Source organism: Reichenbachiella sp., assembly GCF_039941815.1.
Taxonomy (GTDB): domain Bacteria; phylum Bacteroidota; class Bacteroidia; order Cytophagales; family Cyclobacteriaceae; genus Reichenbachiella.
Genome location: NZ_JBDVDW010000027.1, coordinates 57,465 through 83,170, shown reverse-complemented (window position 1 = coordinate 83,170; position 25,706 = coordinate 57,465). Strand labels below are relative to the sequence as shown.

General features: G+C 40.4%; 24 protein-coding genes. 9 read left to right on the top strand and 15 right to left on the bottom strand.

Going from position 1 to position 25,706, the window contains the following annotated elements:
• Positions 1-49 precede the first annotated feature (49 nt).
• Together ABJF11_RS06165 and ABJF11_RS06160 are read left to right on the top strand one after the other, a co-directional pair.
• On the top strand, positions 50-1,069 hold the full coding sequence (locus tag ABJF11_RS06165; RefSeq protein ID WP_348118808.1) for an RluA family pseudouridine synthase: 1,020 nt from the start codon (positions 50-52) through the stop codon (positions 1,067-1,069).
• Positions 1,070-2,296, top strand: a complete 1,227-nt coding sequence (locus tag ABJF11_RS06160) for a lysophospholipid acyltransferase family protein (protein WP_348118807.1) — start codon at positions 1,070-1,072, stop codon at positions 2,294-2,296.
• Here ABJF11_RS06160 and prmC read toward each other — a convergent pair whose 3' ends face one another.
• Positions 2,297-3,151: a peptide chain release factor N(5)-glutamine methyltransferase gene (prmC, locus tag ABJF11_RS06155; RefSeq protein ID WP_348118806.1), complete on the bottom strand. Its 855-nt coding sequence runs from the start codon at positions 3,149-3,151 to the stop codon at positions 2,297-2,299. It abuts the gene before it with no gap.
• A 103-nt stretch (positions 3,152-3,254) separates the two neighbouring features.
• Here prmC and ribD point away from each other — a divergent pair, with 103 nt between their 5' ends.
• Positions 3,255-4,286, top strand: a complete 1,032-nt coding sequence (gene ribD, locus ABJF11_RS06150) for a bifunctional diaminohydroxyphosphoribosylaminopyrimidine deaminase/5-amino-6-(5-phosphoribosylamino)uracil reductase RibD (protein ID WP_348118805.1) — start codon at positions 3,255-3,257, stop codon at positions 4,284-4,286.
• 53 nt (positions 4,287-4,339) lie between these two features.
• Here ribD and ABJF11_RS06145 read toward each other — a convergent pair whose 3' ends face one another.
• The gene (locus ABJF11_RS06145) at positions 4,340-6,685 is read right to left on the bottom strand and encodes a ribonucleoside-diphosphate reductase subunit alpha (protein ID WP_348118803.1); all 2,346 of its coding nucleotides are present in this window, start codon (positions 6,683-6,685) and stop codon (positions 4,340-4,342) included.
• Between the two features lie 34 nt (positions 6,686-6,719).
• A complete protein-coding gene (locus ABJF11_RS06140; protein WP_348118802.1) occupies positions 6,720-7,709 on the bottom strand; it encodes a ribonucleoside-diphosphate reductase small subunit in 990 nt (329 codons plus the stop codon).
• Positions 7,710-8,164: 455 nt separating this feature from the next.
• Between ABJF11_RS06140 and rplU the strand changes: the two genes are divergently transcribed.
• Both rplU and rpmA read left to right on the top strand, forming a co-directional pair.
• Complete coding sequence (gene rplU, locus ABJF11_RS06135; RefSeq protein ID WP_348118801.1) at positions 8,165-8,473, top strand: 50S ribosomal protein L21; 309 nt, start codon at positions 8,165-8,167, stop codon at positions 8,471-8,473.
• Between the two features lie 6 nt (positions 8,474-8,479).
• On the top strand, positions 8,480-8,746 hold the full coding sequence (gene rpmA / locus ABJF11_RS06130) for a 50S ribosomal protein L27 (RefSeq protein ID WP_348118800.1): 267 nt from the start codon (positions 8,480-8,482) through the stop codon (positions 8,744-8,746).
• 88 nt (positions 8,747-8,834) lie between these two features.
• Here rpmA and ABJF11_RS06125 read toward each other — a convergent pair whose 3' ends face one another.
• On the bottom strand, positions 8,835-9,764 hold the full coding sequence (locus ABJF11_RS06125; protein WP_348118799.1) for a hypothetical protein: 930 nt from the start codon (positions 9,762-9,764) through the stop codon (positions 8,835-8,837).
• A 398-nt stretch (positions 9,765-10,162) separates the two neighbouring features.
• On the opposite strand from ABJF11_RS06125, the gene ABJF11_RS06120 reads away from it, so the two are divergent.
• Positions 10,163-11,173 carry a tetratricopeptide repeat protein gene (locus ABJF11_RS06120; protein WP_348118798.1) on the top strand — a complete coding sequence of 337 codons (1,011 nt, stop codon included), beginning with the start codon at positions 10,163-10,165 and terminating at the stop codon, positions 11,171-11,173.
• Here the strand turns inward: ABJF11_RS06120 and ABJF11_RS06115 are convergent.
• The 4 genes from ABJF11_RS06115 to ABJF11_RS06100 form a co-directional block, all read right to left on the bottom strand.
• Positions 11,170-12,267: a ferredoxin--NADP reductase gene (locus ABJF11_RS06115; RefSeq protein ID WP_348118797.1), complete on the bottom strand. Its 1,098-nt coding sequence runs from the start codon at positions 12,265-12,267 to the stop codon at positions 11,170-11,172. The two genes, ABJF11_RS06120 and ABJF11_RS06115, sit on opposite strands and share 4 nt — an antisense overlap.
• A gap of 275 nt (positions 12,268-12,542) precedes the next feature.
• Positions 12,543-13,328 carry an inositol monophosphatase family protein gene (locus ABJF11_RS06110; RefSeq protein WP_348118796.1) on the bottom strand — a complete coding sequence of 262 codons (786 nt, stop codon included), beginning with the start codon at positions 13,326-13,328 and terminating at the stop codon, positions 12,543-12,545.
• On the bottom strand, positions 13,325-14,002 hold the full coding sequence (rsmI, locus tag ABJF11_RS06105; protein ID WP_348118795.1) for a 16S rRNA (cytidine(1402)-2'-O)-methyltransferase: 678 nt from the start codon (positions 14,000-14,002) through the stop codon (positions 13,325-13,327). The genes ABJF11_RS06110 and rsmI overlap by 4 nt, the downstream gene beginning before the upstream one ends.
• The gene (locus ABJF11_RS06100) at positions 14,002-14,235 is read right to left on the bottom strand and encodes a 4a-hydroxytetrahydrobiopterin dehydratase (RefSeq protein WP_348118794.1); all 234 of its coding nucleotides are present in this window, start codon (positions 14,233-14,235) and stop codon (positions 14,002-14,004) included. The genes rsmI and ABJF11_RS06100 overlap by 1 nt, the downstream gene beginning before the upstream one ends.
• Positions 14,236-14,335: 100 nt before the next feature.
• On the opposite strand from ABJF11_RS06100, the gene ABJF11_RS06095 reads away from it, so the two are divergent.
• A complete protein-coding gene (locus ABJF11_RS06095) occupies positions 14,336-15,019 on the top strand; it encodes a hypothetical protein (protein WP_348118793.1) in 684 nt (227 codons plus the stop codon).
• On the opposite strand, the gene ABJF11_RS06090 is transcribed toward ABJF11_RS06095, so the two are convergent.
• From ABJF11_RS06090 to ABJF11_RS06075, 4 genes are all read right to left on the bottom strand, one after another.
• The gene (locus ABJF11_RS06090) at positions 15,016-16,338 is read right to left on the bottom strand and encodes a TRAP transporter large permease subunit (protein WP_348118792.1); all 1,323 of its coding nucleotides are present in this window, start codon (positions 16,336-16,338) and stop codon (positions 15,016-15,018) included. The genes ABJF11_RS06095 and ABJF11_RS06090 overlap by 4 nt on opposite strands.
• Positions 16,335-16,841, bottom strand: a complete 507-nt coding sequence (locus ABJF11_RS06085) for a TRAP transporter small permease subunit (protein ID WP_348118791.1) — start codon at positions 16,839-16,841, stop codon at positions 16,335-16,337. The genes ABJF11_RS06090 and ABJF11_RS06085 overlap by 4 nt, the downstream gene beginning before the upstream one ends.
• A gap of 310 nt (positions 16,842-17,151) precedes the next feature.
• Positions 17,152-18,372 carry an FtsX-like permease family protein gene (locus ABJF11_RS06080; protein ID WP_348118789.1) on the bottom strand — a complete coding sequence of 407 codons (1,221 nt, stop codon included), beginning with the start codon at positions 18,370-18,372 and terminating at the stop codon, positions 17,152-17,154.
• Positions 18,373-18,375: 3 nt separating this feature from the next.
• Positions 18,376-18,756 (bottom strand): ribosome-binding factor A, encoded by a 381-nt coding sequence (locus ABJF11_RS06075; protein ID WP_348118788.1) that lies wholly within the window; start codon positions 18,754-18,756, stop codon positions 18,376-18,378.
• Positions 18,757-19,034: 278 nt separating this feature from the next.
• On the opposite strand from ABJF11_RS06075, the gene ABJF11_RS06070 reads away from it, so the two are divergent.
• On the top strand, positions 19,035-20,450 hold the full coding sequence (locus ABJF11_RS06070; protein ID WP_348118786.1) for a hypothetical protein: 1,416 nt from the start codon (positions 19,035-19,037) through the stop codon (positions 20,448-20,450).
• A gap of 45 nt (positions 20,451-20,495) precedes the next feature.
• Here the strand turns inward: ABJF11_RS06070 and rpiB are convergent, their stop codons facing one another.
• From rpiB to glyA, 3 genes are read right to left on the bottom strand one after another with little or no spacing between them, the layout of a single operon-like run.
• Positions 20,496-20,924: a ribose 5-phosphate isomerase B gene (rpiB, locus tag ABJF11_RS06065; protein WP_348118785.1), complete on the bottom strand. Its 429-nt coding sequence runs from the start codon at positions 20,922-20,924 to the stop codon at positions 20,496-20,498.
• A 24-nt stretch (positions 20,925-20,948) separates the two neighbouring features.
• Positions 20,949-21,785 carry a twin-arginine translocase subunit TatC gene (gene tatC, locus ABJF11_RS06060; RefSeq protein WP_348118784.1) on the bottom strand — a complete coding sequence of 279 codons (837 nt, stop codon included), beginning with the start codon at positions 21,783-21,785 and terminating at the stop codon, positions 20,949-20,951.
• A gap of 8 nt (positions 21,786-21,793) precedes the next feature.
• Positions 21,794-23,083, bottom strand: a complete 1,290-nt coding sequence (gene glyA, locus ABJF11_RS06055) for a serine hydroxymethyltransferase (RefSeq protein ID WP_348118783.1) — start codon at positions 23,081-23,083, stop codon at positions 21,794-21,796.
• 284 nt (positions 23,084-23,367) lie between these two features.
• Here glyA and ABJF11_RS06050 point away from each other — a divergent pair, with 284 nt between their 5' ends.
• Positions 23,368-25,701 (top strand): PAS domain S-box protein, encoded by a 2,334-nt coding sequence (locus tag ABJF11_RS06050; RefSeq protein ID WP_348118782.1) that lies wholly within the window; start codon positions 23,368-23,370, stop codon positions 25,699-25,701.
• Positions 25,702-25,706 lie beyond the last annotated feature (5 nt).

Below are 25,706 nucleotides of genomic sequence, written 5' to 3'. Positions count from 1 at the left end.
GCTATAAGATAATCAAAATATCTAAAACTAATACTTACCTTTGCCGACTATGCAGGAGGAATCTTTAGAAGAAGAATTATTTGAACATTTCAGAATTGTGGCTGATCCAAAGCAAGAGATTCTGCGACTGGATAAATTTCTGATGGACCGATTACCCAATGTTACACGCAATAAATTGCAGGCAGGGATAAAGGACGGTTTCATCAAAGTGAATGATCTTGAAATAAAACCAAACTATAAGGTGCACCCCGGTGATGTGGTCATAGTGGCCCTACCAGACCCGCCAAAAGACACTGATATTGTACCAGAAGATATCCAAATCAATATCGTGTACGAAGACGACGATCTGCTCGTGGTCAACAAAGAGCCAGGTATGGTAGTCCATCCTGCCTATCAAAACTGGTCTGGTACTTTAGTGAATGCACTGGCTTATCATTTTGAAAATTTGCCTACTATGCCCAACAATGACGGGCGGCCAGGTCTCGTACACCGAATAGATAAAGACACCTCAGGGCTGCTTGTCATAGCTAAAAGTGAAAAGGCCATGACCAGTTTGGCCAAGCAGTTTTTCGATCACAGTATAGAACGTACCTATTACGCACTGGTTTGGGGCGAACCATCAGATGACAAAGGCACTATAGATGTCAACCTTGGCAGAAGCCTGAAGGATCGTCGGATCACCGCAGCTTTCCCTGATGGGGACTTTGGCCGGAGAGCAGTCACCCACTATGAGGTGATCAAAAGACTGCGCTATGTATCGCTGATCAAGTGTAATCTTGAGACTGGGCGGACACATCAAATCCGTGCACACATGAAACATATCGGGCACCCTATGTTCAATGATGCTACTTATGGGGGGGACAAAATAATAAAGGGAACAACTTTTACAAAATACAAACAGTTCGTCGACAACTGTTTTAAGATTATCCCAAGGCAGGCTCTTCACGCCAAATCATTGGGTTTTATTCACCCATCAACTGATAAATTTGTTCAATTCGACTCAGAACTTCCTGATGACTTAAAAACCGTCATCGACAAATGGGAGCACTACGTCAACCACATCGAATAAATGATTGTAATAAAATATATTTGGTACTATACCATGTGGACTTTGGTGAAGATTGGACTTCATCTTTATTATTCAAAAATTAAAATCAGTGGGAGAAAAAACATCCCTAAAAACACGCCAATAATATTTGGGTCGAATCATGAAAACGCTTTTATCGATGCGCTGCTGATCACTACGAGTAATACGCGATTTGATCATTATCTAGTGCGGGCGGGCGTTTTTAATAATCGAGTAGCTAAATTTTTTCTTAATTCACTCAATTTGATGCCAGTCTATCGAGCTCAAGATGGTGTGAATCCATTAGAAGCCAATCAGCAGATTTTTAGAGCTTGTTTTGAAGCCTTGGCCAAAAAGTATGCGGTCATGTTATTTCCCGAAGGAGAGCACAATATACGACGGCACCGCAGGGTACTCAAAAAGGGGATCACGCGTATAGCACTAGGTGCTGTCAATTTTGTTGGCGGGACTAAGCAGGTGTCAGTGGTGCCCGTCGGAGTCAATTATTCGGACCATACCGGTTTTAGATCTGCAGTCCATATCGTTTTTGGTGAGCCCATTATCGTAAAGCAGCAAGAAGAGAATCCGGTGAATTACAATAAGTTGACCACAGAGATTACAGATGCAATAAGCAAGGTGCACGTCTCGCTGGATCGAGATGAATATAGCGGATTAGATGCTGTTTTTTTCCACGATCTAAATTCGCATGACCTGATAGAGCCAACAGCAATTAATCAAAGAGCCTCAGAAATACAGGATCGTTCTGAAAAGCTGAACAAAATATTTGATCAAAAAAAGGAACTTGAAGCAGCAGGTATTTCCTTTCCATTTCGCCCAATCAGTACCATGGATACGTTAGCCATGTTTTTTATAGCACCACTGGCACTCTGTGGGTTAGTACTCAATTTACCTGTACTTCTACCAGTCAATTGGTTTGTCAATACAAAAATTAAAGAAATAGAATTTGTGGCCTCTCTTAAGTTTGGTTTCGCACTAGCTGGGTTTGGAATCTGGTGGTGGCTCATGGGCTCTTGGATTTGGGACTATTCTCAGGAATGGGCTTTTGCTGTCCTTGGAGTTCTTGTGGCAATCCTCTCGCTGATTTCACTCAACGGCTTTCTCAGAAAATGGAAAAGATTCCGAACGACACGAATGGCCTTTTCTAATGAGGAATTAAAGGCGAAATATTTGACTTTCGTCGAACAGGCTAATCAGCTAAGAAATAGTTAATTATTGTAAGACAGCCGATGCAAACCTCTGTTTGTCATTGAGGTCCTTATATAATTTTGGCTGTGTGAAACCGGATTCCTCAAATAGAGAAAGCGTCTCTGCGCCAAACTGCTCATTGATTTCAAAAAAAAGCACTCCGTCTTCTTTCAGCGCTTGTCGGGATTTTTCAACTATAGTTTTATAGAACAGCAATGGATTTTCATCCGGTACAAATAATGCGAGCGCAGGCTCAAATTCCAATACGTTTTTATTCATCTCCGCCTTTTCCTTATTCATTACATAAGGAGGGTTGCTAACGATTAGATCGAATTTTGTGTCGGGTAGTTCCTGTTTAAGGATGTCCAGTTTGGCGAAAGTGGCATTTGCACCCAGTCTTGCCGCATTGTATTGAGCTATCTTGAGAGCCTCCTGGCTTATATCATAGCCGATCAGCTGAGAATGTTCTATGGCTAGTGCCAGAGCGCATGATATACATCCAGAACCCGTACCTATATCCGCCATCGTAGGAGTATTCCACCTTCTGTAATTGGCGATGATCTGAATTAGCAGTTCTGTTTCCTGCCTGGGAATCAAAACATTTTTGTCTACATAGAATCTATGGCCATAGAATTCGGCCTCCTTAAAAATGTATTGGATAGGTTCATTGTTAATGAGTCGTCTGACGAGCAGGTTGTATTTTTTCTTCTGGAGGCTATCAGGGAAAAATTGCCGATTGACAATGATGTCTGTTTTGGATAGTCTAAAAATTTTATCAAGGATAATGTAGGCGAGGGCTTGACTTTCCTGAGGTCCTAACTCTGAATTTAACAGAGCGACAGTATCTTGAAATGTATTCCTCGGAAAGTATTCCTCCATGCCGCAAAAATAATTAATCAGTGTAAATTTGATGCTATCGGCGGTGTGGATAGATTCTGGCTGTCTGCGATATTTTTAGCTGCGGAATAGACTACAAAATCCAATGAGCAAGGAGAAAGATCTTATTTATATGCAACGAGCGCTGGAATTGGCTAGCCAGGGTTTAGCTAGTGCAAGCCCCAATCCTATGGTGGGTTGTGTAATCGTGCACAATGATAAGATCATTGGCGAAGGATGGCATCAAAAATATGGCGAAGCTCATGCCGAAGTAAATGCCATTGAACAAGTCAGAAATAAAGCTTTACTACGAGAAGCGACTGCTTATGTGACACTGGAGCCTTGCTCTCATTTCGGTAAGACGCCTCCCTGTGCGGATTTATTGATCAAGCATCGGATCAAGCGAGTAATAGTTGCCAACAAGGATAGTTTTCCGTTGGTAGATGGTGGAGGAATAAAAAAACTAGAGGCAGCAGGGATTTCTGTAGAGGTAGGCGTACTTTCAGAAGAAGGCAGAAAATTAAATAAACGATTTTTCACCCGAGTTGAGAGAAAGAGACCTTATGTAATCTTAAAATGGGCACAGACGCAGGATGGGTTTATTGCCAGAGAGAATTTTGATTCAAAATGGATTAGCAATGAAAAGTCCAGAAAGCTTGTCCATAAGTGGCGCTCAGAAGAGGATGCAATTTGGGTTGGTACAAATACAGCCAAGTATGATAACCCCAGCCTCAATGTGAGAGACTGGAGAGGGAGTGACCCCATCAGAATAGTCATTGACAAACAGCTGTCTTTGGATAAGAAGTTGCACCTGTTTGATCAGGAGGTGGCTACTATTTGTTATAATCTGAAAACAAATAGCAAGGAAGAGAATCTTGAATTTGTTAAGCTCGAGGACAAAAACCTGCTGGATGAAATATTTTTTGATTTGAGACAGCGGGGGATCCAGTCTGTACTCGTTGAAGGAGGTGCATTCTTGATACAGTCTCTAATAGACAACAATTATTGGGATGAGGCAAGGGTTTTCACTGGCGATACCAGATTTGAAAAGGGGATCAAGGCTCCAGAGCTTGCTCTTGCACCTTCTGCAGAAGAAGAGATAGAAGGCGATCAATTATTAACTTATCATAACGCATAAAAAAATCCATTCCAGAGAACTGAAATGGATTTTTGATTTTACTTTTCTAAGTTTTAGCTACCGCACCCTACACATTCGAATTGTGAATTAGCTTCACCTTCCTTATCGTTGGCAGGAATGAAGTTTTTGTTCTCCTCTTTAGATACCGTAAACTTAATAGCATCCGCAGCCGCTTTGGTTCTTAAATAATACATTCCAGTCTTGAGACCTTTTTCCCATGCGTAGAAGTGCATAGAGGTCATTTTTCCAAAGTTTGGCTCTTGCAAGTGGATGTTTAAGCTTTGGCTCTGACAGATATAAGCACCACGATCCGCTGACATGTCGATAATTGCTTTTTGAGAAATCTCCCAAACAGTTTTATACAAGTCCTTAATATTTTGAGGAATCTCAGGGATATTTTGAACCGAACCATTCGATTGCATGATTCTGTTTTTCATACTGTCATCCCAAAGGTTCAAAGCAATGAGATCTTTCATCAAGTGCTTATTCACAACGATGAACTCACCTGAAAGTACTCTTCTGGTATAAATGTTAGAAGTATATGGCTCGAAACATTCATTGTTACCCAAAATTTGAGAAGTCGAGGCTGTAGGCATTGGAGCCAATAGCAATGAGTTTCTTACACCGTGTTTTTTTACTTCTTGCTTCAATGAGGTCCAGTCCCATCTTTCGCTAGGAGTGACATTCCACATATCGTATTGGAATATTCCTTTTGAAACTGGCGATCCTTTGAAGGTTTCATAGGCACCATCCACTTTAGCCAAATCTTTAGACGCGGTCATTGAGGCAAAATAGATCGTCTCAAATATTTCTTTGTTGAGCTGTCTTGACTCATCAGAATCGAAAGGCATTTTCATTTTGATGAAAGTGTCAGCCAATCCTTGTACACCTATTCCAATCGGACGGTGTTTCATGTTTGAGTTGCGAGCTTCAGGTACAGGGTAGTAGTTTACATCAATCACCTTGTTCAAATTTTTGGTGATCACATAAGTAATATCATATAGCCTTTGATGATCAAACATGCCATCTTCGGTTATATACATCGGAAGTGCGATTGATGCAAGGTTACACACTGCCACTTCATCTGGAGAAGTATACTCCATGATCTCAGTACACAAGTTACTCGACTTGATAGTACCCAGATTTTTCTGGTTTGATTTTTTATTGGCGGCGTCCTTATAGAGCATATAAGGGGTTCCTGTTTCGATTTGAGACTCAAGCACTTCAAACCAAAGGTCTTGTGCCTTGATAGTCTTTCTACCTTTACCTTCTGACTCGTATCGTTCGTATAGCTTCTCAAACTCATCCCCATAGGCATCAGCCAATCCAGGGCATTCGTTAGGACACATAAGCGTCCAATCTCCGTTTTCTCTTACACGCTTCATAAACAGGTCAGGCACCCATAGCGCATAGAACAAGTCTCTTGCTCTTAGTTCTTCCTTGCCATGATTTTTCTTGAGATCCAGAAAGTCGAAAATATCCGCATGCCATGGTTCCAGATAGATGGCAAAACTTCCTTTTCTTTTTCCTCCTCCCTGATCCACATATCTTGCAGTCATGTCGAAGTTTCTCAGCATTGGAACAATACCGTTAGAAACGCCATTAGTTCCTTTGATGTAAGATCCCGTGGCTCTTACATTGTGAATGCTTAGTCCTATACCACCGGCTGATTGAGAGATTTTTGCCGTTTGTTTTAGAGTATCATATATCCCGTCGATACTATCATCCTTCATAGTAAGAAGGAAGCATGATGACAATTGTGGCTTCGGTGTTCCTGCGTTGAACAATGTAGGAGTGGCATGAGTAAACCACTTTTCTGAAAGAAGGTTGTAAGTTTCAATCGCTGCGTCAATATCCTCCTTATGAATCCCGATTGCTACACGCATCAGCATGTGCTGAGGGCGTTCTACAATTTGCCCATCCAGCTTCATCAGATAAGAGCGCTCCAGCGTCTTAAACCCGAAGTAATCATAGCTGAAATCTCTATCGTAGATAATAGAGGAATCTAATAGGGCCGCATTCTTTTTGATAATACCATATACATCTTTTGCCAGCAACGAAGCATTTTCACCCGTTTTTGGATCGATGTAGGTATACATCCTTTTCATCGTATTGGAAAAAGACTTGCTGGTAGTCTTATGTAAGTTGGAAATAGCGATTCTGGCAGCAAGTTGAGCAAAATCAGGATGTACAGTAGTCAATGAAGCTGCAGTTTCGGCAGCTAGATTATCCAACTCTACTGTGGTCACACCATCATATATACCTGATATCACTTTCTTAGCGATATCGACAGGCTCAATGAAATTTGTGTTTAGTCCGTAGCAGAGCTTCTCAATTCTCGCTGTGACTTTGTCAAATTTGACGGATTCTCTCCTTCCGTCTCTTTTTAATACTAGCATAAGGCAATCGGGTTATTAAATATGGGGATATATATTAAAAATCTTCGTTCAAGCTAAATTTCGGGGAGTCGTCGCTCGCTTCTTTCATTACTCCTGCCTTCTGATACTCTGCCACTCTCTTTTCAAAGAAATTAGTTTTCCCTTGTAGGGAAATCATTTCCATAAAATCAAATGGGTTGGTTGCATTATAGACTTTCTCACTTCCAAGCTCCATCAATAATCTATCAGCAACAAACTCAATATACTGACACATTAGTTCGGCATTCATTCCTATGAGCTTCACTGGAATTGCGTCAGTTACAAATTCTTTTTCTATTTCTACTGCATCTTTTATGATCATCTGAACCGTCTCTACAGGTAGTTTATTGATGAGGTGATCGTTGTACAGCAAGCACGCAAAGTCGCAGTGTAGCCCTTCATCTCTTGAGATCAATTCGTTTGAAAAGGTGAGTCCAGGCATAAGTCCTCTCTTTTTCAACCAAAAAATCGAACAGAAGCTACCTGAGAAAAATATGCCTTCTACTGCGGCAAAGGCAATTAACCGCTCTGCAAAAGAGCCATTGTCAATCCACCGTAGTGCCCAGTCTGCTTTTTTCTTTACACAAGGGATGGTATCTACTGCATGGAAAAGTTTATCCTTTTCTTTATTGTCCTTTACGTAGGTGTCTATTAATAAGGAATAAGTCTCAGAGTGAATGTTTTCTATTGCGATTTGAAACCCATAGAAGAACTTTGCCTCAGTGTATTGAACCTCAGATACAAAATTCTCAGCAAGGTTTTCATTTACAATACCATCACTGGCTGCAAAAAATGCAAGTACATGGGTCACAAAATGCCGTTCACCATCATTTAGATTTTCCCAGTCCTTTAGGTCCTGACTAAGGTCAATTTCTTCTGCGGTCCAAAAACTGGCTTCTGCTTTCTTATAGAATTGCCAGATGTCATCTTTTTCGATGGGAAATAGTACAAACCTATCCTTGTTCTCTTTGAGTATAGGTTCGTCCTGCGTGATGTCTTTTGCCATTTGCTTTTACTTCATTTCTTATAAAAAAGGACAAACAATAGTCGTGACTAATGATACTGAAGCCAGTCATTATTCTCCTTTTTCGTGTCTCACACAAAGGTAAGACGGTGGTGTTCTTTTTTCTATAGGATTACTTGTTCGTTAGTGTGTCGAGTCCTTTGAACAAGCAGTACAAATATGAAAAAAAGAAGGTAAAAAGACAAGGTGATTTTAGAGTCAACATGTGGATTTGGGGGTAGTCAAAAAAAAGATTTAAACCGTTGAAAATTAGCACTTTGGAAGCCTTCATTTTAAATCATAACTTGTATTTAAATGAGCTTGAATCGAGGGTGAAAAAAAAATGAATTTTTTTTAATTTTTTTATGTCAGTTAAAATGCTAGTGAAAGGGTTTGATATGTTGCAGATAAACTTTACTTTTGCAGACCAATTTTAAAACTGGATTTATTACAAATTTATGTACGCAATAGTTGATATAGCCGGTAAGCAGTTCAAAGTAACGCAAGATCAGTACGTTTACACTCCTCGTTTGGAGGGTGAAGCTGGCGCTTCCGTAGAATTTGACCGAGTATTGTTGATAGACAATGACGGAAAGGTCAAAGTAGGTGCCCCTACAGTAAAGGGTGCCAAGGTTTCAGGTAAAATCCTTGCTCAGGAGAAAGATGACAAAGTGATCGTCTTCAAGAAAAAGAGAAGAAAAGGATACAAGGTAAAAAATGGCCACAGACAGCCATTGACTAAAGTTTTAATCGAAAATATTAAATAAGATACCATGGCACATAAGAAAGGAGCAGGTAGTTCGAAAAACGGAAGAGAGTCCCATAGTAAGCGATTGGGAGTGAAAATATTTGGAGGGCAAGAGATTGTCGCTGGAAATATTATCGTAAGACAAAGAGGAACTAAACATCATCCAGGAGCGAATGTAGGTATTGGCAAAGATCATACCTTGTTTGCATTGACCAACGGTGTTGTTGAATTCAGAAAAGGAAGACAAAACAGATCTTTTGTTTCGGTGGTTTCGCCAGAAGCAAAGTCTTAAGTCGACTTATTATAATATAAAAAAAGCCATCTCGCGCTGATATCTATCATGAGCGAGATGGCTTTTCTGTTTATCCTATCTCAAATAGTTAGGCTTGCTCCTCCTCTTCGAGCTTGCTCAATTCAAATTCCTTAAGGAACTTCTGGGCTTCGACCATGTTTTGAAACTCATAGCTTTCTACACGACCTCCGGATATGTGGATATCCATTTTAATCAGGATCACTTTAGCTCCCATATTTAGCGGGTCTTCAATCAGCTTTGTTGATTCTGTAATCTTAAAATCACTGGCTGACTTCTCATGTGACAAGTTCACAGTTTTCCTTTTGATCCGTTTGCAATAGGTGCATTTATAATGCTTGATCAGCTCACCATCTTCATGATCAGATACTTCTTTTGTGATCTCTTCCTTTTCCAGCTTGAGCGTCTGAAAACCACATCGGTCACATTCCATTGCATGCAATCGGCCTTCATACTTTTCTATATGAGTATCTCCGGTATCTTCATCTATCCATACATCATAATCTACCGAAAAAACGTCTTCTTCTGCTTGCATGCCCTCGTCAAGATAAGCGTCCTCTTCTTCCTCACTTAGCAGTTTCATTTTGTTGCCTGTCTTAGGGTTAACCCTTGGCGCATATCTATACACCTTGAGTCGCTTGGCCTGCTGGGTAGGGTAGTAAAACTTGAGCATCAATAAAGCTACATAGCCATACAACACACCTATACAAAGTGAAATGAAAAGTCTAATCCAAAACCACATAAATGAGTGAGTCAGACCCTCTGCTTCATAAGTGTTGCAAACAAAAAAAATTGCTCCTGCTATGAAAACATGTGCGCTCAGCAGAAATTTATATTCATGCTTACTGACCAGATCATATTTTGCCTTGTAGACTTTGGTGGTGGATAGTTTTATCTTGTAGAATACAAATATTAGAATACCAATGGCGGCAGATATTGGGGTAAGCAGTAACATCGCCGCTCTCCAGTTGTTAAGAAAGTTTAAAGTTGATTCACTCATGAATATGACTTGTTTATTAGTTTATGATATGAGGCCTTCGAATGAGCCAAGAAGTGCAAGGAGAATTTGCCTGCCTTGATGCACTTAAAGATAGAAAAAATTTTATATCGTAATGATTGACTCAACAGATTTTTAACAGCGCTAAACGAGATTACCTGTATTGTTTCGATAAATTATTTGGAAAAATGATGGATTCTGATCCTAGGATTGTTTCCAAATTAGATGAAATGGAAAGAAAGCTTGGAACAACATTTCATAACTGAGTTTAATAAAATAAATAAACGGTAGCTTAAATTTTAGCATTATGATAATGTTAGGTTAGATTTGATACCTAGATAATTAATTCAGTTGGATATTGAACAGATTGGATTATTTCGAGATTAGAAAGTCATCATACAGTGAAGCAAAAATTAATAGGACTTGTACTTTTAGTAATCTGTTTGGATAGTTGTATCCAAATCGAAAACACTCGTGATACACAAGTGAAAAAATCAATTGTTACTGATGTATCTGATGTAGGTTTGGAAGTAGTAGAGGAGAGTGAGCATGAAGCCATTTCTCTTCTGGGTAATAAACTTTACCCACCCGAGTTACCACAGAAAGTGTTGGATTCCCGCACGAAAGAACTATTGATTGCAGAAGAGAATTTCAACAACAATCCGGATAGCCTGGAAGCCATCATCTGGTATGGAAGAAGATTAGCCTATCTCTATCAATACAAATATGCAATTCAAATTTATACCCTGGGGCTCAGTAAGTTTCCTGAATCATATAAACTATACCGCCATCGCGGACATCGGTACCTGACACTCAGAAAATTTGACAAGGCCATTCAGGACTTGGAGAAAGCTGTATTTTATTCTAGAAAAGTACCTATCGAGATGGAAGAAGACGGTTTGCCCAACCGTAGAAATATACCGCGCAGTTCAACACAGTTTAATATTTGGTATCACCTCGGGTTGGCTTATTATTTGAAAGGTAACTTTGATAAGTCGGTATCCGCCTATAAGAAGTGTTTGGCGATTGCAGACAACGACGACATGCTCGTCGCCGCCTCGGACTGGCTCTATATGACCTACAGGAAAACTGGAAATCTGGATGCCGCTGAAGCGTTACTCGAGCCAATAAAGAAACGAATGAATGTCATCGAGAATTATGCTTATCACGCTCGACTTCTGATGTACAAGGGATTGAAAGAACCCAATCAGCTATTCAATCCTAATAAGGCTGGCAAACTTGCTATTGATGACATGACTATGGGATATGGAGTGGGCAACTGGTATTCTTATACAGGCAACGCCATAGAAGCAGCAGTTGTATTCGAACAAATGATGCAAAGCCCGTACTGGCAGGCGTTCGGATATATTGCGGCAGAAGTGGAATTAGCCAATCTCAAATCCGGCTCCTAGCCAATCTCTACCTTTACGTCATCGCTATCTGGGTGCCCAACGCACAAGAGTACGTAGCCTTCAGATTTTTCTTCCTGGGACAGCCCGTCGTCTTCATCCATTTTGACAGTTCCCTGTATACATTTGCCTCTACATGCAGTGCATAGACCGCTCTGACAGGAATATGGCATATCTATATTCTGGTCAAGGCCGGCTTCTAGTATTGTTTTATTGGCAGGGACCTCAAAATTGTACTCTTCACCTTCCAGCAATATGGTCACCTCTCGAGACCCATTTGGATCAGCGATAATAGCACTAGGAGATGTATTACCAGCCACAAAGCTTTCTTTGTATTTCTTGTCTTCAGGGATATTGAGCTCAGCTAAAGATTCCCAAACTATATTCATCAATGGTTCAGGGCCACAAGTCATATAGGCAAAATCAGAGAAGTCACCGTCTTTAAGATTCTTGATGATATTTACAATTTTCTCTTTGGTCATATATCCAACTTCCCCTGTCCAGTCATCAGGCGCCGCTTCGAGAAAGTGCACAACATCTATTCTGCCTGCATATTCTTGCTCAAGGCTCTGGATAGTTTTGAGGAAAATAATCGAATCAATATTTCTGTTGGCATATACCAGTGAAATCTTACTTGCTGGTTCTGTCTTTAGAATAGACTTGGCAATGGACATCAATGGAGTGACTCCACTTCCGCCACCAAAAAGAAATACTTGCTTTTTATGAGCCTCGTTGATGTCCAGTACAAACGAGCCCATGGGCTCCATGATTTGAATGGTGTCACCAGTTTTTACTTCATTGTTAATATAGTTGGACATTATCCCTCCATCGACTGCTTTTACAGTCACAGCTGGTAATTCGCCCAAGGCTGGAGCACTACATAGAGAGTAAGCCCTACGTACCTTCTTTCCATTTATAGTTAGAATGAGAGTAATAAACTGACCCGGTTTGTAATCCAAATCACCATTTTCGGGTTGCTCAAATACCAGAGTGACGGCATCAGCAGTTTCCTTTACTACCTCCTTTACGATCAAGTCAATATATCTTGAATCTGTATTTTCCTTTTTCTTCTTTTTCTTAAAAAAACTAAATGCCATAATATTCTATTTGATGGTGCGGTCATACCGCCATACTTATACCATGTATTTCAGACCGCAAAACTAAGCGCTATAGTGCGGTTACCAAAATCATTTGATAGACTTAATCGATGAGTGCATTGGGTTTACATTCGCATCAGAAATCTCACAATTTCCACAACCCTTTGGGCAATTATTTTTGGCTGTGAAATCAAGATATATTTTTCGAGCTACAAAGAATGCGGCCAGAGCGAATAAAACCAGTGTAAAAAATTCCTGTATCATTGACTGCAAAATTACCAGTGCTTTTTGATAATTGCCAGCATTTCTTCGTGTATCATATTGGCCGCTAAAATTTCACGTCCAAATAGGTAATCATCTCCTCCTGAAAAATCTGTGACCACTCCCCCTGCTTCCAAGACAATCAGTGCTCCTGCGGCAATGTCCCAAGGGTTAAGATTATATTCAAAATACCCCTCATATCGACCCAATCCAACATAAACAAGATCTATGGCTGCGCTGCCTAGTCGTCTTAGTCCGTGCGCATTTTTCATGAGTTCCATTAGTATAGCCTGATACTCTGACATTCTATCGAAGTCGTAGTAAGGAAAACCAGTAGCCAGTAGGCTATTGCCTAAGGTAGGTAAGTTGGAAACATGAATAGATGTGTCATTGCAAAATGCTCCGCCTCCTTTGTAGGCATGAAAACAGTCGCTTCTTCCAATGTCATAGACTACTCCACTCAAGATCTCCGTCCCTTTAGCCAAAGCTATACTGGTAGAGTAGATAGGCAGACCATGAATAAAGTTAGTGGTGCCATCGAGCGGATCAATGATCCATTTATAGGTGGCCTCAGATTCCTTTTCGGTACCTTCTTCGGTAATAAAACCAGCTTCAGGTAAAATCTCCTTGAGTCGTTTTACGATCATCATCTCCGCCTCCTTATCTACATAAGAAACCAGGTCATTTTTTCCTTTGATTTCTACATCTTGGTAGTTGAAGGTTTCGGATTCCTTTTTGATAAACGCTCCACATTCGAGCGACAATGAAACAACTTTCTGAGTGATATTCTTTAAATTCATTTACCTGCGATTATTACTACAAGCTCTCCTTTTATTTTCTGATCTCCAAAATGATCAATTATTTCCTGGATGCTGCCATTCACTGTTTCCTCATATAATTTAGTTAATTCTCGAGATACGGAGGCTTGTCGGTCGTATCCAAGAGTTTCCCCGAATTGATGAAGTGCCTTGATCAGCCGGTGCGGGGATTCATAAAATATCATAGTTCGTGATTCTTCTATCAGTGAGTGCAGTCTGGTCTGACGCCCTTTCTTCTGAGGCAGAAAACCTTCAAACACGAATCGATCAGAAGGTAATCCTGAAGCTACAAGTGCAGGTACAAAAGCAGTTGCACCTGGTAAGCACTCTAGCCGAACACCGGCTTTGAGGCACTCGCGCACCAGTAAAAACCCTGGGTCGCTAATCGCAGGGGTGCCTGCATCAGAGACCAGAGCCATTATTTTCCCAGCCTTCAACTCTTCAACAAGACTTGCGATTTGTTTATGTTCATTGAAAATATGATAGCTTTTTAGCTGGCTCTTGATCTCATAGTGCTTGAGCAAGGTGCCAGTAGTACGGGTATCCTCCGCAAGGATCACGTCTACTGTTTTTAATACTTCAAGGGCTCTGAGCGTAATATCAGCCAGATTGCCAATTGGAGTAGGCACCAAATAAAGTGATGCGTTATATTCCATTAGCTCACTAAAGTGTCAATGATTTTGGCTAATTGTCTGTCTTTTTCGGTGACAATATTGCCTGCATCATGAGTGGACAGGGTGATAGTTACCTGATTGTAGACATTGGACCAGTTTGGATGATGGTTGGCCTTTTCCGCCTCTATTGCCACTTTAGTCATAAACCCAAAAGCCTCAGTAAAATTCTTGAATTTGAAGGTTTTGGTGAGTGTATCGTTTTGTTCTTGCCACATATCAGTAAAAATAAGAAGATAGTTTACCAATAATATAAACTTTGAGAAAGTTCCTAAAATTGAAGAGAGGAAGTTTTGTAGGCTTTATTATCATTGCGCCATGCAAGTACCTACTATAGAATGGCTTGGCCTGCAAATTACAGAGCCGATGACCTGGATTACTAATTGGCTGGTTGCCATTGCCTGTTTTGTATTTGGACACAGGCTATTTTATGATGAAAAAGCAGATTTGTCACAAAAATTTTGGGCACTTTTTTTCTTTTTTATCGGGTTAGCATCTATCGCTGGTGGTACGGCCCATGGTTTTATCAATTATGTGGGTCCCAAATTTCATCAAATGGCTTGGTTGCTCAGCGGCATTTCTATTTTCTGTGCCCAACTGGCAGTATTACCTATGATCGAAAATTCTAAGGTTCGTGTTTTTGTTAGAATCTTCTCCTATGTGCAGTTGATGGTCATGTCAGCTTCAGTATTAGTTTTTCAGCATTTTTCTAGTGTATTAATTGATTCAGTTGTAGGCCTGATAGGCGTAGTTATTCCGATTTCTATTGCGCACTATTTAAAAAATAAAGACAGAAGATCGATATTGATAATTGTAGGTGTGCTTAGCAACCTCATTCCAGCAGCAATTCACTTGATGAAAATATCTATCAACCAATGGTTCAATTTCAATGACATCAGCCATGTGGTAATGATTGGATGCTTTTATATCATGTATCAGGGTGCGAGTATCAAATCTTTAGAAGAAGTGTCTTCAGCGACAGCGTCTGAAGTAGCCAATTAAGACCTTAATAAGTCGGGCAACCAGCTGATCAGTTCAGGGTAGAGTATGACGGCTATGAGCAATAGTAATTGGATGATTACAAATGGAATAATGCCCTTATACAAATGGATAGTTTTAATCTCGGGTGGAGCCACACCTTTTAGATAAAAAAGAGAAAACCCAAATGGAGGGGTAAGAAAGCTAGTTTGAAGATTGAGGGCAATTAATATTCCAATCCATATCAAGTCGATTCCCATACTTGCGAAAATTGGTGCAGCCACGGGGATTATTATAAAAATGATTTCAATGAAGTCAATAAAAAAACCAGCAACGAAAATCACCAACAGTACCACTATTAAAAAAAGATCTGGAGATAGCCCCCCCTGAGTAATCAGATCTGCCAACAACCGATCTCCCCCCATGGCTCGAAAAACCAAGGAGAAGGAAGTGGCTCCCACAAAAATCATGAACACCATGCAGGTCAGAAAGGTAGTGTCGCGCATGACTTCTTTTAATATTTTCAGATTTAACTTTCCTTGAATGGCAGTCAGCGCAATAGAACCAATTGCACCAACAGCTGCTGCCTCAGTGGGAGACGCTATTCCCGCGAATATGGACCCAAGCACTAGGAGGATAAGGGCAAACGGTAATACAAATGCAACGATTATTCTTTTGACAGCACCTTCTGACCAGAAGTCCTGATATTCATTTTTCGAGATACTTGGAGCAGCATCTGGTCTTAGATAGGAGACACCTACAATATAGATGATATAGAGGCCGACCAATATGACTCCGGGTACTATGGCTGCTGTGAATAGGTCGCCTACGGAGACGTTGAGCACGGTACCTAAGAGGACCAGCACAACAGATGGTGGAATAATTTGCCCCAATGTGCCAGACGATGCGATGGTTCCTGTAGCCAGAGTAGGTGAGTAACCACGCTTGAGCATGGTTGGCAAGCTAATCATACCCATCGTGATCACTGTGGCTCCGACAATTCCAGTGGAGGCAGCGAGCATGCCACCTACTATGACTACCGATACTGCCAATCCGCCTTTCATTCGTCCAAACAAACTAGCCATCGTTTCGAGAAGACTTTCCGCTAAGCCAGATTTCTCTAGCATGATACCCATGAACACAAAAAGGGGTACAGCAATCAGGACGAAATTGTGCATCGTCCCATATATTCTTAATGAAAGTAGGTAAAAGAAATCAATATCATAAATCAGCACTCCAGCGAGAATGGAGAGCCCACCTAATGTAAATGCAACCGGATACCCGAAGAGAATTAATGCAAAAACCAGCGCAAAAAGCAAGAGTGGGAGATAATCCGATATCATTTAATTTCTATGTTCAAAATGGTCGATAGGGCTTTCAGTCCTTGAGCTATGGCCTGGATCAGTAGTAGTAAGGCGCCAAGAGGAATAGTGGATTTCACAATGAACCGATGTGGAAGCCCACCTGGCTCGGGGCTGGATTCTGAGATATACCACGCATCAATTACAAATGGAATCGAGGTCTTGATCATAACTATACAGAATGGAATCAAGAATATCATGGTGCCTATCAGATTGACCCATGCCTTTTTTGTGTCACTGAATCTGGAATAAAAAACATCCACTCTGACATGCTTGTCATGTTTGAGGGCATAGGCGGATCCTAAGAGAAAAAGAGCAGCAAAAAGATGCCATTCGAGCTCTTGGTTAGCCGAACTACTCCAACTAAAGGCGTACCTCAGTACAACATCTACGCCAATAAGGGCTACAAGTATAAGGCTAATCCAAGATACATACTTGCCTGTCTGCTCTGTAAAATGATCAATATAATTTGCTATCTTCTGCATAAAATTCTGTCTGCAAAATAGCCAGTTTTTTTATGAAAACAACGAGCGGGCTTACTCTTAGGCAGAACGTTGGGAATGGTTTCCTGATCAACTCAGATAGATTCGTTGCACACATTTTAATGACCAATTTACTGTCTAAGTGGTCCGATTAATGTCCCAATCATTCCCCAGATTTGTTGAATTCAATTTATGGACCAAATAGTGGAGCCCTCTGCAACAATGGTTTACAACGATGGGGTTTATTCTTCATCGTTGTTTTCATGTTTAGTCAATTAATTTATCACCCAAATAGTACAAGGCGTCATAATTTCTATCCTCGCTGTATGCCTTGATTTGAAGCTCTTACGGCAGGTTGAATAGAGGCCATGAAGGTGATGAAAATGATGGTGATGGCAGTAAAAAGAAAATCGCTTGGGATGATTTCGACAGGATAAGCTTGTATGACAGAGGTGGCCACGCCCATAGAAATAATGCCATAAGTTTGCTGCAGCCAAGATACGGAAAACCCAAGGATGAGTCCACTGCCTGCTCCGATGAAGGCGATGATAGCACCTTCGGCAAGAAATATTTTTCGTACTAATTTCTTAGATGCACCCATAGCGAAAAGACTGCTGATATCTGGTTTTTTCTCAATGACCAACATGGACAACGAGAAGAAAATATTGATAGATGCTATACCAACGATCATAGAGAAAATAATGAAAACGAACAGTTTTTCAATTTTCAACACCTTGTAGAGATCGGCATGTTGCTGATCACTATTAAGAATAGTAAAGTCATTTCCCAAGGCTTTAGAAAGACGACTTTGTATTTTTAATATGTCCTGTTCATCATCCACCATTAGCTCAAGAGAGGTGCGTTTACCTTCGTAGCCAAATAGTTTCTCAGTAAATGCGATGGGTACAAATACATAGTTGTCATCATACTGCTGTTCCAGAGCAAAGACACCGCCGGTCATGATATTTGCTCGGTTATAGTACTTATATGGGTCGATTCCTCCAGGTTTCACATTTTTAGGATAGAAAAATTGCAAGGCCAAAAAATCATTACGGAGTGATACTCCAAGGTTAAACTGAATGCCTCTGCCGATGATGGCGTAAGATGTGTTTTGATCCTGAAACTTAAGTTCTCCCTGCCGAATTGCATTTTTCATCCGACCCTGTTTGATAAAGTTGTCACTCATGCCTTTGATCTTCACGATCATCTGTGCATCACTATATCTTACAAGCGCATTGTCTTCTATTACTTCGGTGATATCTAATACTCCATCTACACCCAAGATTTTTTCTTCAAGTTCCTCTGTGAAAAGAAAAGACTTGCCTTCTGCTGGCAAAACTTGAAGTGGTGCATCGAAGGTGCCATATATTGATCGCAGCAAACCCTCCATGCCGTTGAACACAGACAATACAATAATGAGTGCCGCTGTTCCAATAGACACTACCAACATTGAGATAATGGCAATGATGTTGATGAAATTTTTCTTCTTTTTAGAGAAAAAGTATCGCTTCGATATAAAAAATGGGAGATTCAACTGCTAGTCTTCGCTTTCGTCTTCTTTAGGCGCGGGAGGGATGTTAAGTCCAGATAAAATGTCTTCAATTTTTTGCGCATTTTCTTGAGTATTGTCTATATGAAAAGTTAAGTCAGGTACAATTCGAACTTGTTTACCAATTTTTTGACCCAGTGCTTTTCGAATTTCACTTTTCTTAGATCTGATCAGATCCAAAAATGCTTCCTCATCCGGCACCATCATTAGGCTCAGATAGACCTTGGCTATGCCAAGATCAGGACTCACCTCCACGTCAGTGATTGTGATGAAAGCATTACCAAACCAGTGTCTGGTGTCTCTCTGAAACAGTTCGCTCAGGTCTTTTTGTATTAACCCGGCATATTTTAATTGTCTTGTACTACTCATATCTCTGTACAAATATCCTGATTAATCCTGTATTAATTGTTTTGCTCTCCGAATAATTGATGAAAATACTGATAATCAACATTTTGCCGCGTATCCAGAATTGATGAAATTATTTCTATTCGAGATATCTACTTGATTGATTATCACCTAATAGGCCATAATTACTTAAGGCTTAATTGTCGTTAATTTATATTTTATTTTAATAAAACTGTAATTTCGTCCATGATGTGTGAAACGATATACATGCAGAACTATCAACTCAATAAATAGTATAACACTTGCTTACTATATTTAAAACTAATGATCCTTATCGACTCGTAGGTGTACTCCTGCTGCTACTGGTTATTAGAATTCCCATGTTTGTTTCGGGTGTTCCTTCCATTTTGCCTGAACTGAAGTGGATGCTAATAGGCGAAAGACTAGGGAGTGGTGATTACACCATGTATCAGGATGTTTGGGACTACTCAGCTCCACTAGCCGTATTCACTTATAAGTGGCTTTTTGTATTATTTGGTAAGTCACGGATCCCATATTTCACTTTATCGCTGATATTGGTCGTCATTCAATCCGCACTATTCAATAATGTAATGTTGCGAAATAAAGCCTACAACAGCAGCAACTATGTACCAGCATTTATATACATGATTTTTATGAATGCCTTTTTTGATTTTCTCACACTGTCTCCGGTTCTGCTAAGTATGACTTTCGTGCTGCTCGCGATGAATAACTTATTCAAGCGAATGGACAACCAGACCAAAGATGAGTTGTTCATTTTTACCGGTGTCTATCTTGGTCTGGCTGCCATGTTTTACTTGCCATCTATATGTTTCTTTTTAGTCACCATATTATCATTGATTCTATACACAGGTTCGATACTTAGAAGAATGATGTTGCTCGTCTATGGTTTTAGTATGGTGGTAGGGTTGGTTGCGCTGTATTTTTATTGGTATGACGATTATTTGATATTTCAGCATCACACATTCCAATCGCTTTGGGTTATAGAGACTATCCAGTATCTCAGTTGGTTGGATTTGATGATAGTATCAGCAGTGCCGCTTCTAATTCTGATTTTTTCGTTTTATAAAGTTCGTAAGCTTGGAAAATACATCAACTTTCAGGAAAAAATACAGCAAGTCATGCTCATGTTCCTACTGGTAGGTTTTTTAGCCATGATGATGGCAAGAGAAGTGTCCACCTATCAACTTATTTTCTTTGTGCCTACTGTGGCTTTTTTTGTAGCTCACTATCTGCTTTTGATCCGCCATTGGCTCATGGCTGAAATAAGTACTGGTTTGGTTATAATTCTGGTGTTGTTTAACCATTTGTTATTTTCAAATCAGTGGCTTCATATTGACCAATTCGTGAGCTATGATCTTCTAAAAGTTAAACAGAGTAAATACGCGAATCTGGTAGAAAATAAGAAAATACTTGTGTTGGGAGACGAACTACATCATTACCAAAAAGCCAGTTTGGCCACTCCCTACTTGAATTGGCATCTTTCTAAAATTCAGATCCAACGACCTAAGTTTTATGATAATAGTGCAGAAATATTTGTGAATTTCAACAAGGATCTTCCAGAAGTAATCATAGACACAGAGAATAGCATTCCCACGATATTCTCAATAATGCCAACGATTGCAACCAAATATATTCATCATGAGTCTTATCCCGAAATCTACCTCAGAAAAGAGTAAGGTAGGATTCTTCCTTGCGGACCAGAAGGGGCCATCCGGGTGTGTTTAGCAGGAAATCTTATCGACTCTGTTTTGGTGTCTACCTCCTTCAAAATCTGTAGATACAAAGGTAAGTACCATCTGCTTGGTGTCATCTAGTGATACAAATCTAGCTGGTAATGCGATGATGTTCGCATCGTTGTGCTGTCTGGCAAGTGCCGCCAGATCATTTTGCCAGCATAGTGCAGCTCTGATACCTTGATGCTTGTTGGCAGTCATTGCTACGCCGTTGCCACTACCGCAGATGAGAATTCCGAGGTCTTGAGTTCCTTTTTCGACTGACTCTGCAAGTGGGTGCACATGATCAGGATAGTCAACAGAATCTGTTGAGTCGGGGCCAAAATCCTGAACTTCATGTCCTGCATCTTGAAGGATGCTGATGATTTCTTTTTTGTATTCGTATCCGGCGTGATCTCCTCCAATAGCAACTTTCATTTGTTTGGGTTTTTGATTCTAAAGTTAATTTAAATCTCTGGAAATGTTTTTGTAGGTACGGTTTGATATGGCAATGCTAAATTGGTACAGGCCGATCAGCGGAATAGCTATAAGGATCTGGCTAAATGGGTCTGGTGGCGTAAGCATAGCTCCGAGCAAAAAGATGGCTACAATTCCATGCTTTCGGTAGTTCTTCATAATATCCGGAGTGAGCAAACCTGCCTTGGTTAGAAAATATACAACCATGGGTAGCTGAAAAAGCAATCCACAGGCCAAGACCAAGGTAGTAATAGTTGACACATATGAAACAATATCAAATTCATTTAGCACCGAAGCATGGACTTGATAGCTGGAGAGAAAATTTACCGTGAGAGGAGTAATAATATAGTATCCAAACATCACTCCGATAATGAAGAGCAGACTGACATAGAACACAGCTCCCCGAGCCACCTTTCTTTCTTTGATGTATAACCCGGGGCTAATGAACCTCCAGATTTCCCAAAATGCATATGGAAAAGCAACAATGATCCCAAGCGCAAAAGATGCAGTAATATGCATTGTAAACTGGCCAGTCATCAATCTACTCTGCGCATTAAAAGGAATACTATCGATACAGAGTGCTTCAGAGTGAAGAATATCAGACAGCTGGCAAAGCATCTGAAAAGTCCAGAAGTCAGGAGTGGTTGGCCCAAATATCAAAGTCCCGAATACAAAGTCCTTTGAAACAAATGCTACGACTGTACATAAAGTAATTGCAGCGAAGGCGCGAATGACATGCCAGCGGAGCTCTTCCAGATGGTCCAAAAAAGACATCTCAGGCTCTTCGATGTTTTGAAGCTGATCTTGGGGCAGTTGCTGCATCTAATAATTTATACCAATGAATCTAAATGAGTGTATAACGGAAAGTCAGCCATCCAATGATTTACTTGTCCTCTAACGGCAGTTAGGTTCTCTTCGTTTTCAGGATTCATCAAGACTGTATCTATCAGTTCAACGATTTTGACCATGTCCATTTCTTTCATCCCTCTGGTAGTCACTGCTGCAGAGCCTATTCTGATTCCCGAGGTGACAAATGGAGACTTGTCATCATATGGTACCATGTTTTTATTAACAGTAATATCAGCTTTCACAAGTGAATTTTCAGCCAGTTTGCCGGTAAGGCTTTTCGATCTCAAATCGATGAGCGCACAGTGATTGTCTGTACCTCCTGATATCACGTCATATCCTTTTTGCATGAAAGCCTCGGCAAGTGCATGGCCATTTTTCTGGACCTGCACGATGTACTCCATGTAGTCATCAGAAAGCGCTTCTCCAAAGGCAATAGCCTTGGCCGCTATGATATGCTCAAGGGGTCCTCCTTGAGTACCTGGAAATACACCTGAGTCAAGCAGAGCTGTCATTTTTCTTAACTCACCTTTTGGGTTCTTTAGGCCGAAAGGGTTATCAAAATTTTCTCGCATCAAAATCATTCCTCCTCTGGGACCGCGAAGGGTTTTGTGAGTAGTGGTGGTGATAATATGGCAGTACTCCAGCGGGTCGTTGAGGAGTCCACGAGCGATAAGCCCGGCAGGGTGTGAGACATCTGCCAAAAGGATGGCACCTACCTCATCTGCTACCGCTCTAAATCGAGCGTAGTCCCAATCTCTGCTGTAAGCTGAGGCGCCACAGATGATCATTTTAGGCTTCTCCCTTTTAGCAACTTCTTCAAGCTGATCATAATCAATTCTGCCTGTTTCCTTGTTCACACCATAGAAATGTGGTTCATACAACTTACCTGAGAAGTTCACATGCGAACCATGGGTTAAATGGCCACCGTGTGAGAGATCAAAACCTAAGATTTTGTCACCTGGATTTAGGCAGGCCAGCATCACTGCAGCGTTGGCCTGTGCACCGGAATGAGGTTGCACATTGGCCCAAGAGGCACCAAATAGTTCTTTAGCTCGATCTATTGCAATGTTCTCAGTTTGATCAACAATTTCACAGCCGCCGTAGTATCGCTTGGCAGGTAGCCCTTCAGCATATTTGTTGGTAAGTACACTGCCTGCCGCTTCCATTACCTGTGCTGATACAAAGTTTTCTGAGGCTATTAATTCCAGCCCATTTTCCTGACGCTGTCTTTCCTTTTCAATTAAGTCAAAAACTTGTTGATCTCTTTGCATGATATTATATTTTCTATGTGGCGCAAAAATACGAGAAGGCATGATCTAAACAAAGAAAAGTGCTCTGGTGCATAAGAAATTTGCGAGATTGGAAAAATTTGAATTGAAATTTGAAAATATCGTATGATTCCTATCATATCGCCCCTCGATTTTGCTAATTATTGGTTATATTTTCCGCCCCAAAGCGCTTTACTTTATTGGTTATTTTTATTAATAGTTTGATTCACGACTAAGAAACCTAAAATGAGTCTCCGCTAGTGGGAGGTTTATCTGCAAAAAAGCGAATGACTGAAATAAGAATCGGTAAAAGCCTGCTAAGTATTGTTAAAACTCCAATTTTAAGAATTGACAGGACAGGAAAAATTCTAGAATGTCATGTTCATGAGGATTTTGATGCCCTTCCTTTCAGCGGAAGCCTGCTAGGTAGAAATATAGATGAATTCGAATACGCTCCCAATGGAATTGACGTCATCAGATTTTGTCTTGATCACAATAAATCAGAAACCACCTATTTCTCCATACCTTCAAGAGATGGGGCAGAGAAATACTTTGAAGTAGAGATAGAGCCTGGTGGGACAGATGAGGTCATTGCCATTATTCGGGAAATCACAAATAGAAAAAGGCAGGAAGCTGAACTGATTCAATACTACAACCTCATTCAAAACATCTATCAAGGTACGGCATCTTCGACCGGACGAACTTTTCTTGATCACCTTACTCACCAGCTTTGTAAGGCATTCAATGGCGATTATTCTTTCATTGCACTTTTCGAGCATGGTAAAATCAACACCGTTTCTCGGGCGAGTTACAATCAAATGTTGGAAAATGAGACCTATGAACTAAAAGGGTCTCCATTTGAAAACATGCCCAAAGAAGAGATTATAAATATCCCCGCAGATTGTACCACGCTTTACCCATCCTTTAAACCATTTCAAGATCAAAAAGTGCAAGGATTCATTGGAGTGCCGATTTACTTTGTTGACAATCAGAAGGAGGTAGCAGGAATCATGTGCGTGATGTTTCAAAAGTACTATCGGACCTTTCAGCATTATGACAAGATTTTGCGGATATTTTCAACCAGAGCAGCTACTGAGCTGGATAGAATTAGACACACCTTGCAGCTAGAGGCCAGTGAAGAAAAATTTAAAGCTCTCTATTACAATACTCCTGCACTTTTCAACTCTATAGACGCGGAAGGAAAAATTACTGAAGTAGGGGAGTATTTTTTAGAAGTCACCGGCTATTCGCGAAAGGAGGTCATCGGTATGATGGCTTCCGATCTTCTCACACCTGAGTCGAAGGACTATGGCATGAACAAGATATTTCCAAATTATGTAAAGACCGGTTTTTGCAAGGACATCCCTTTTCAATTTCTTAAAAAAGAAGGAGAAGTCATGGATGTACTTTTCTCATCAGTGGTGGTAAAAGACGATCAAGGAAACTTCGTCAAATCGCTAACCAGTCTTCAGGATGTCACAGAGATCAACAAGCGCAAAAGGGATATAGTCAAGAGCGAATCGAAAGTATCGGAAGACGCTCAACGCCTTCAGTCTCTTTTCGATCATTCACCAGTCGGTATAATCATTCATTCTAAAGGCGTAATCAAAAAGGTCAATGCTGAGGCGGTCAGGCTGACCAGAGCCAAGTCGGCAAAGGAAATTGTGGGGAAGAGTCCAATGGATTTTATTCATCCCGACTCACAGGATGTGGCCAAAAAACGCATTCGAAACATATACACCAAAAAGACAGCGCACAAGAATGAGCAGAAATTTCTTTGCCTCGATGGGACCACCATATGGATCGAAGCCATGGGAACCTTGATTTCTTATGAGGGCGAACCCGCAGTGCAGATTGCTATATATGATATCACCGATAGAAAAGAAGCACAAGAAAAGATATTAAAAGACGAGAAAAAACTAATTCAACTGAATAGTCACCTGACCAGGCAAAACAATCAGCTAGAAGAATTTGCACACATAGCCTCTCATAATTTGAGAGCACCTATTACTAACATGATGTCACTGATTCAGATCAAAGAGAGCGATCCAGCTGCTGATACTGATGTATTTGTATGGGAAAATCTGAAGAAAGGAGTTGCAAATTTGGATGAAACGATTGTGGAACTCAATGAGGTGGTGAAAACCTCTTGGGAATTGGATAAAAGAAGAAGAAAAGTAAACTTATCCACTGTACTCAAGAAAATACTCGGAAGTATAAAAAATGAACTTATAGAGAAGGAAGGAGAAGTACAAAGTGATTTTTCTGCCTTCGATGCGATCATATACCCAAAAGTTTATTTGGAAAGTATATTGATAAATTTGATTACCAATGGGTTGAAATACAGAAACCCAGACCGTCCGCCAATAATTAAACTTAGTACCTGTATAAAAGATGGTGCGAAGTGCCTTCAAGTAAAGGATAATGGAATGGGTATAGACCTGGATAAGTTTGGTGATAAAATATTCGGTTTGAGAAAAACCTTTCATAATCATCCCGATTCTCGTGGAGTGGGCTTGTTTATTACCAAATCACAAGTGGAATCCATGGGAGGAACGATTAGAGTTGAGAGTGAAATAGGGAAAGGATCAAATTTTATTATTAATTTTGGTGAAGTATAGCCCAT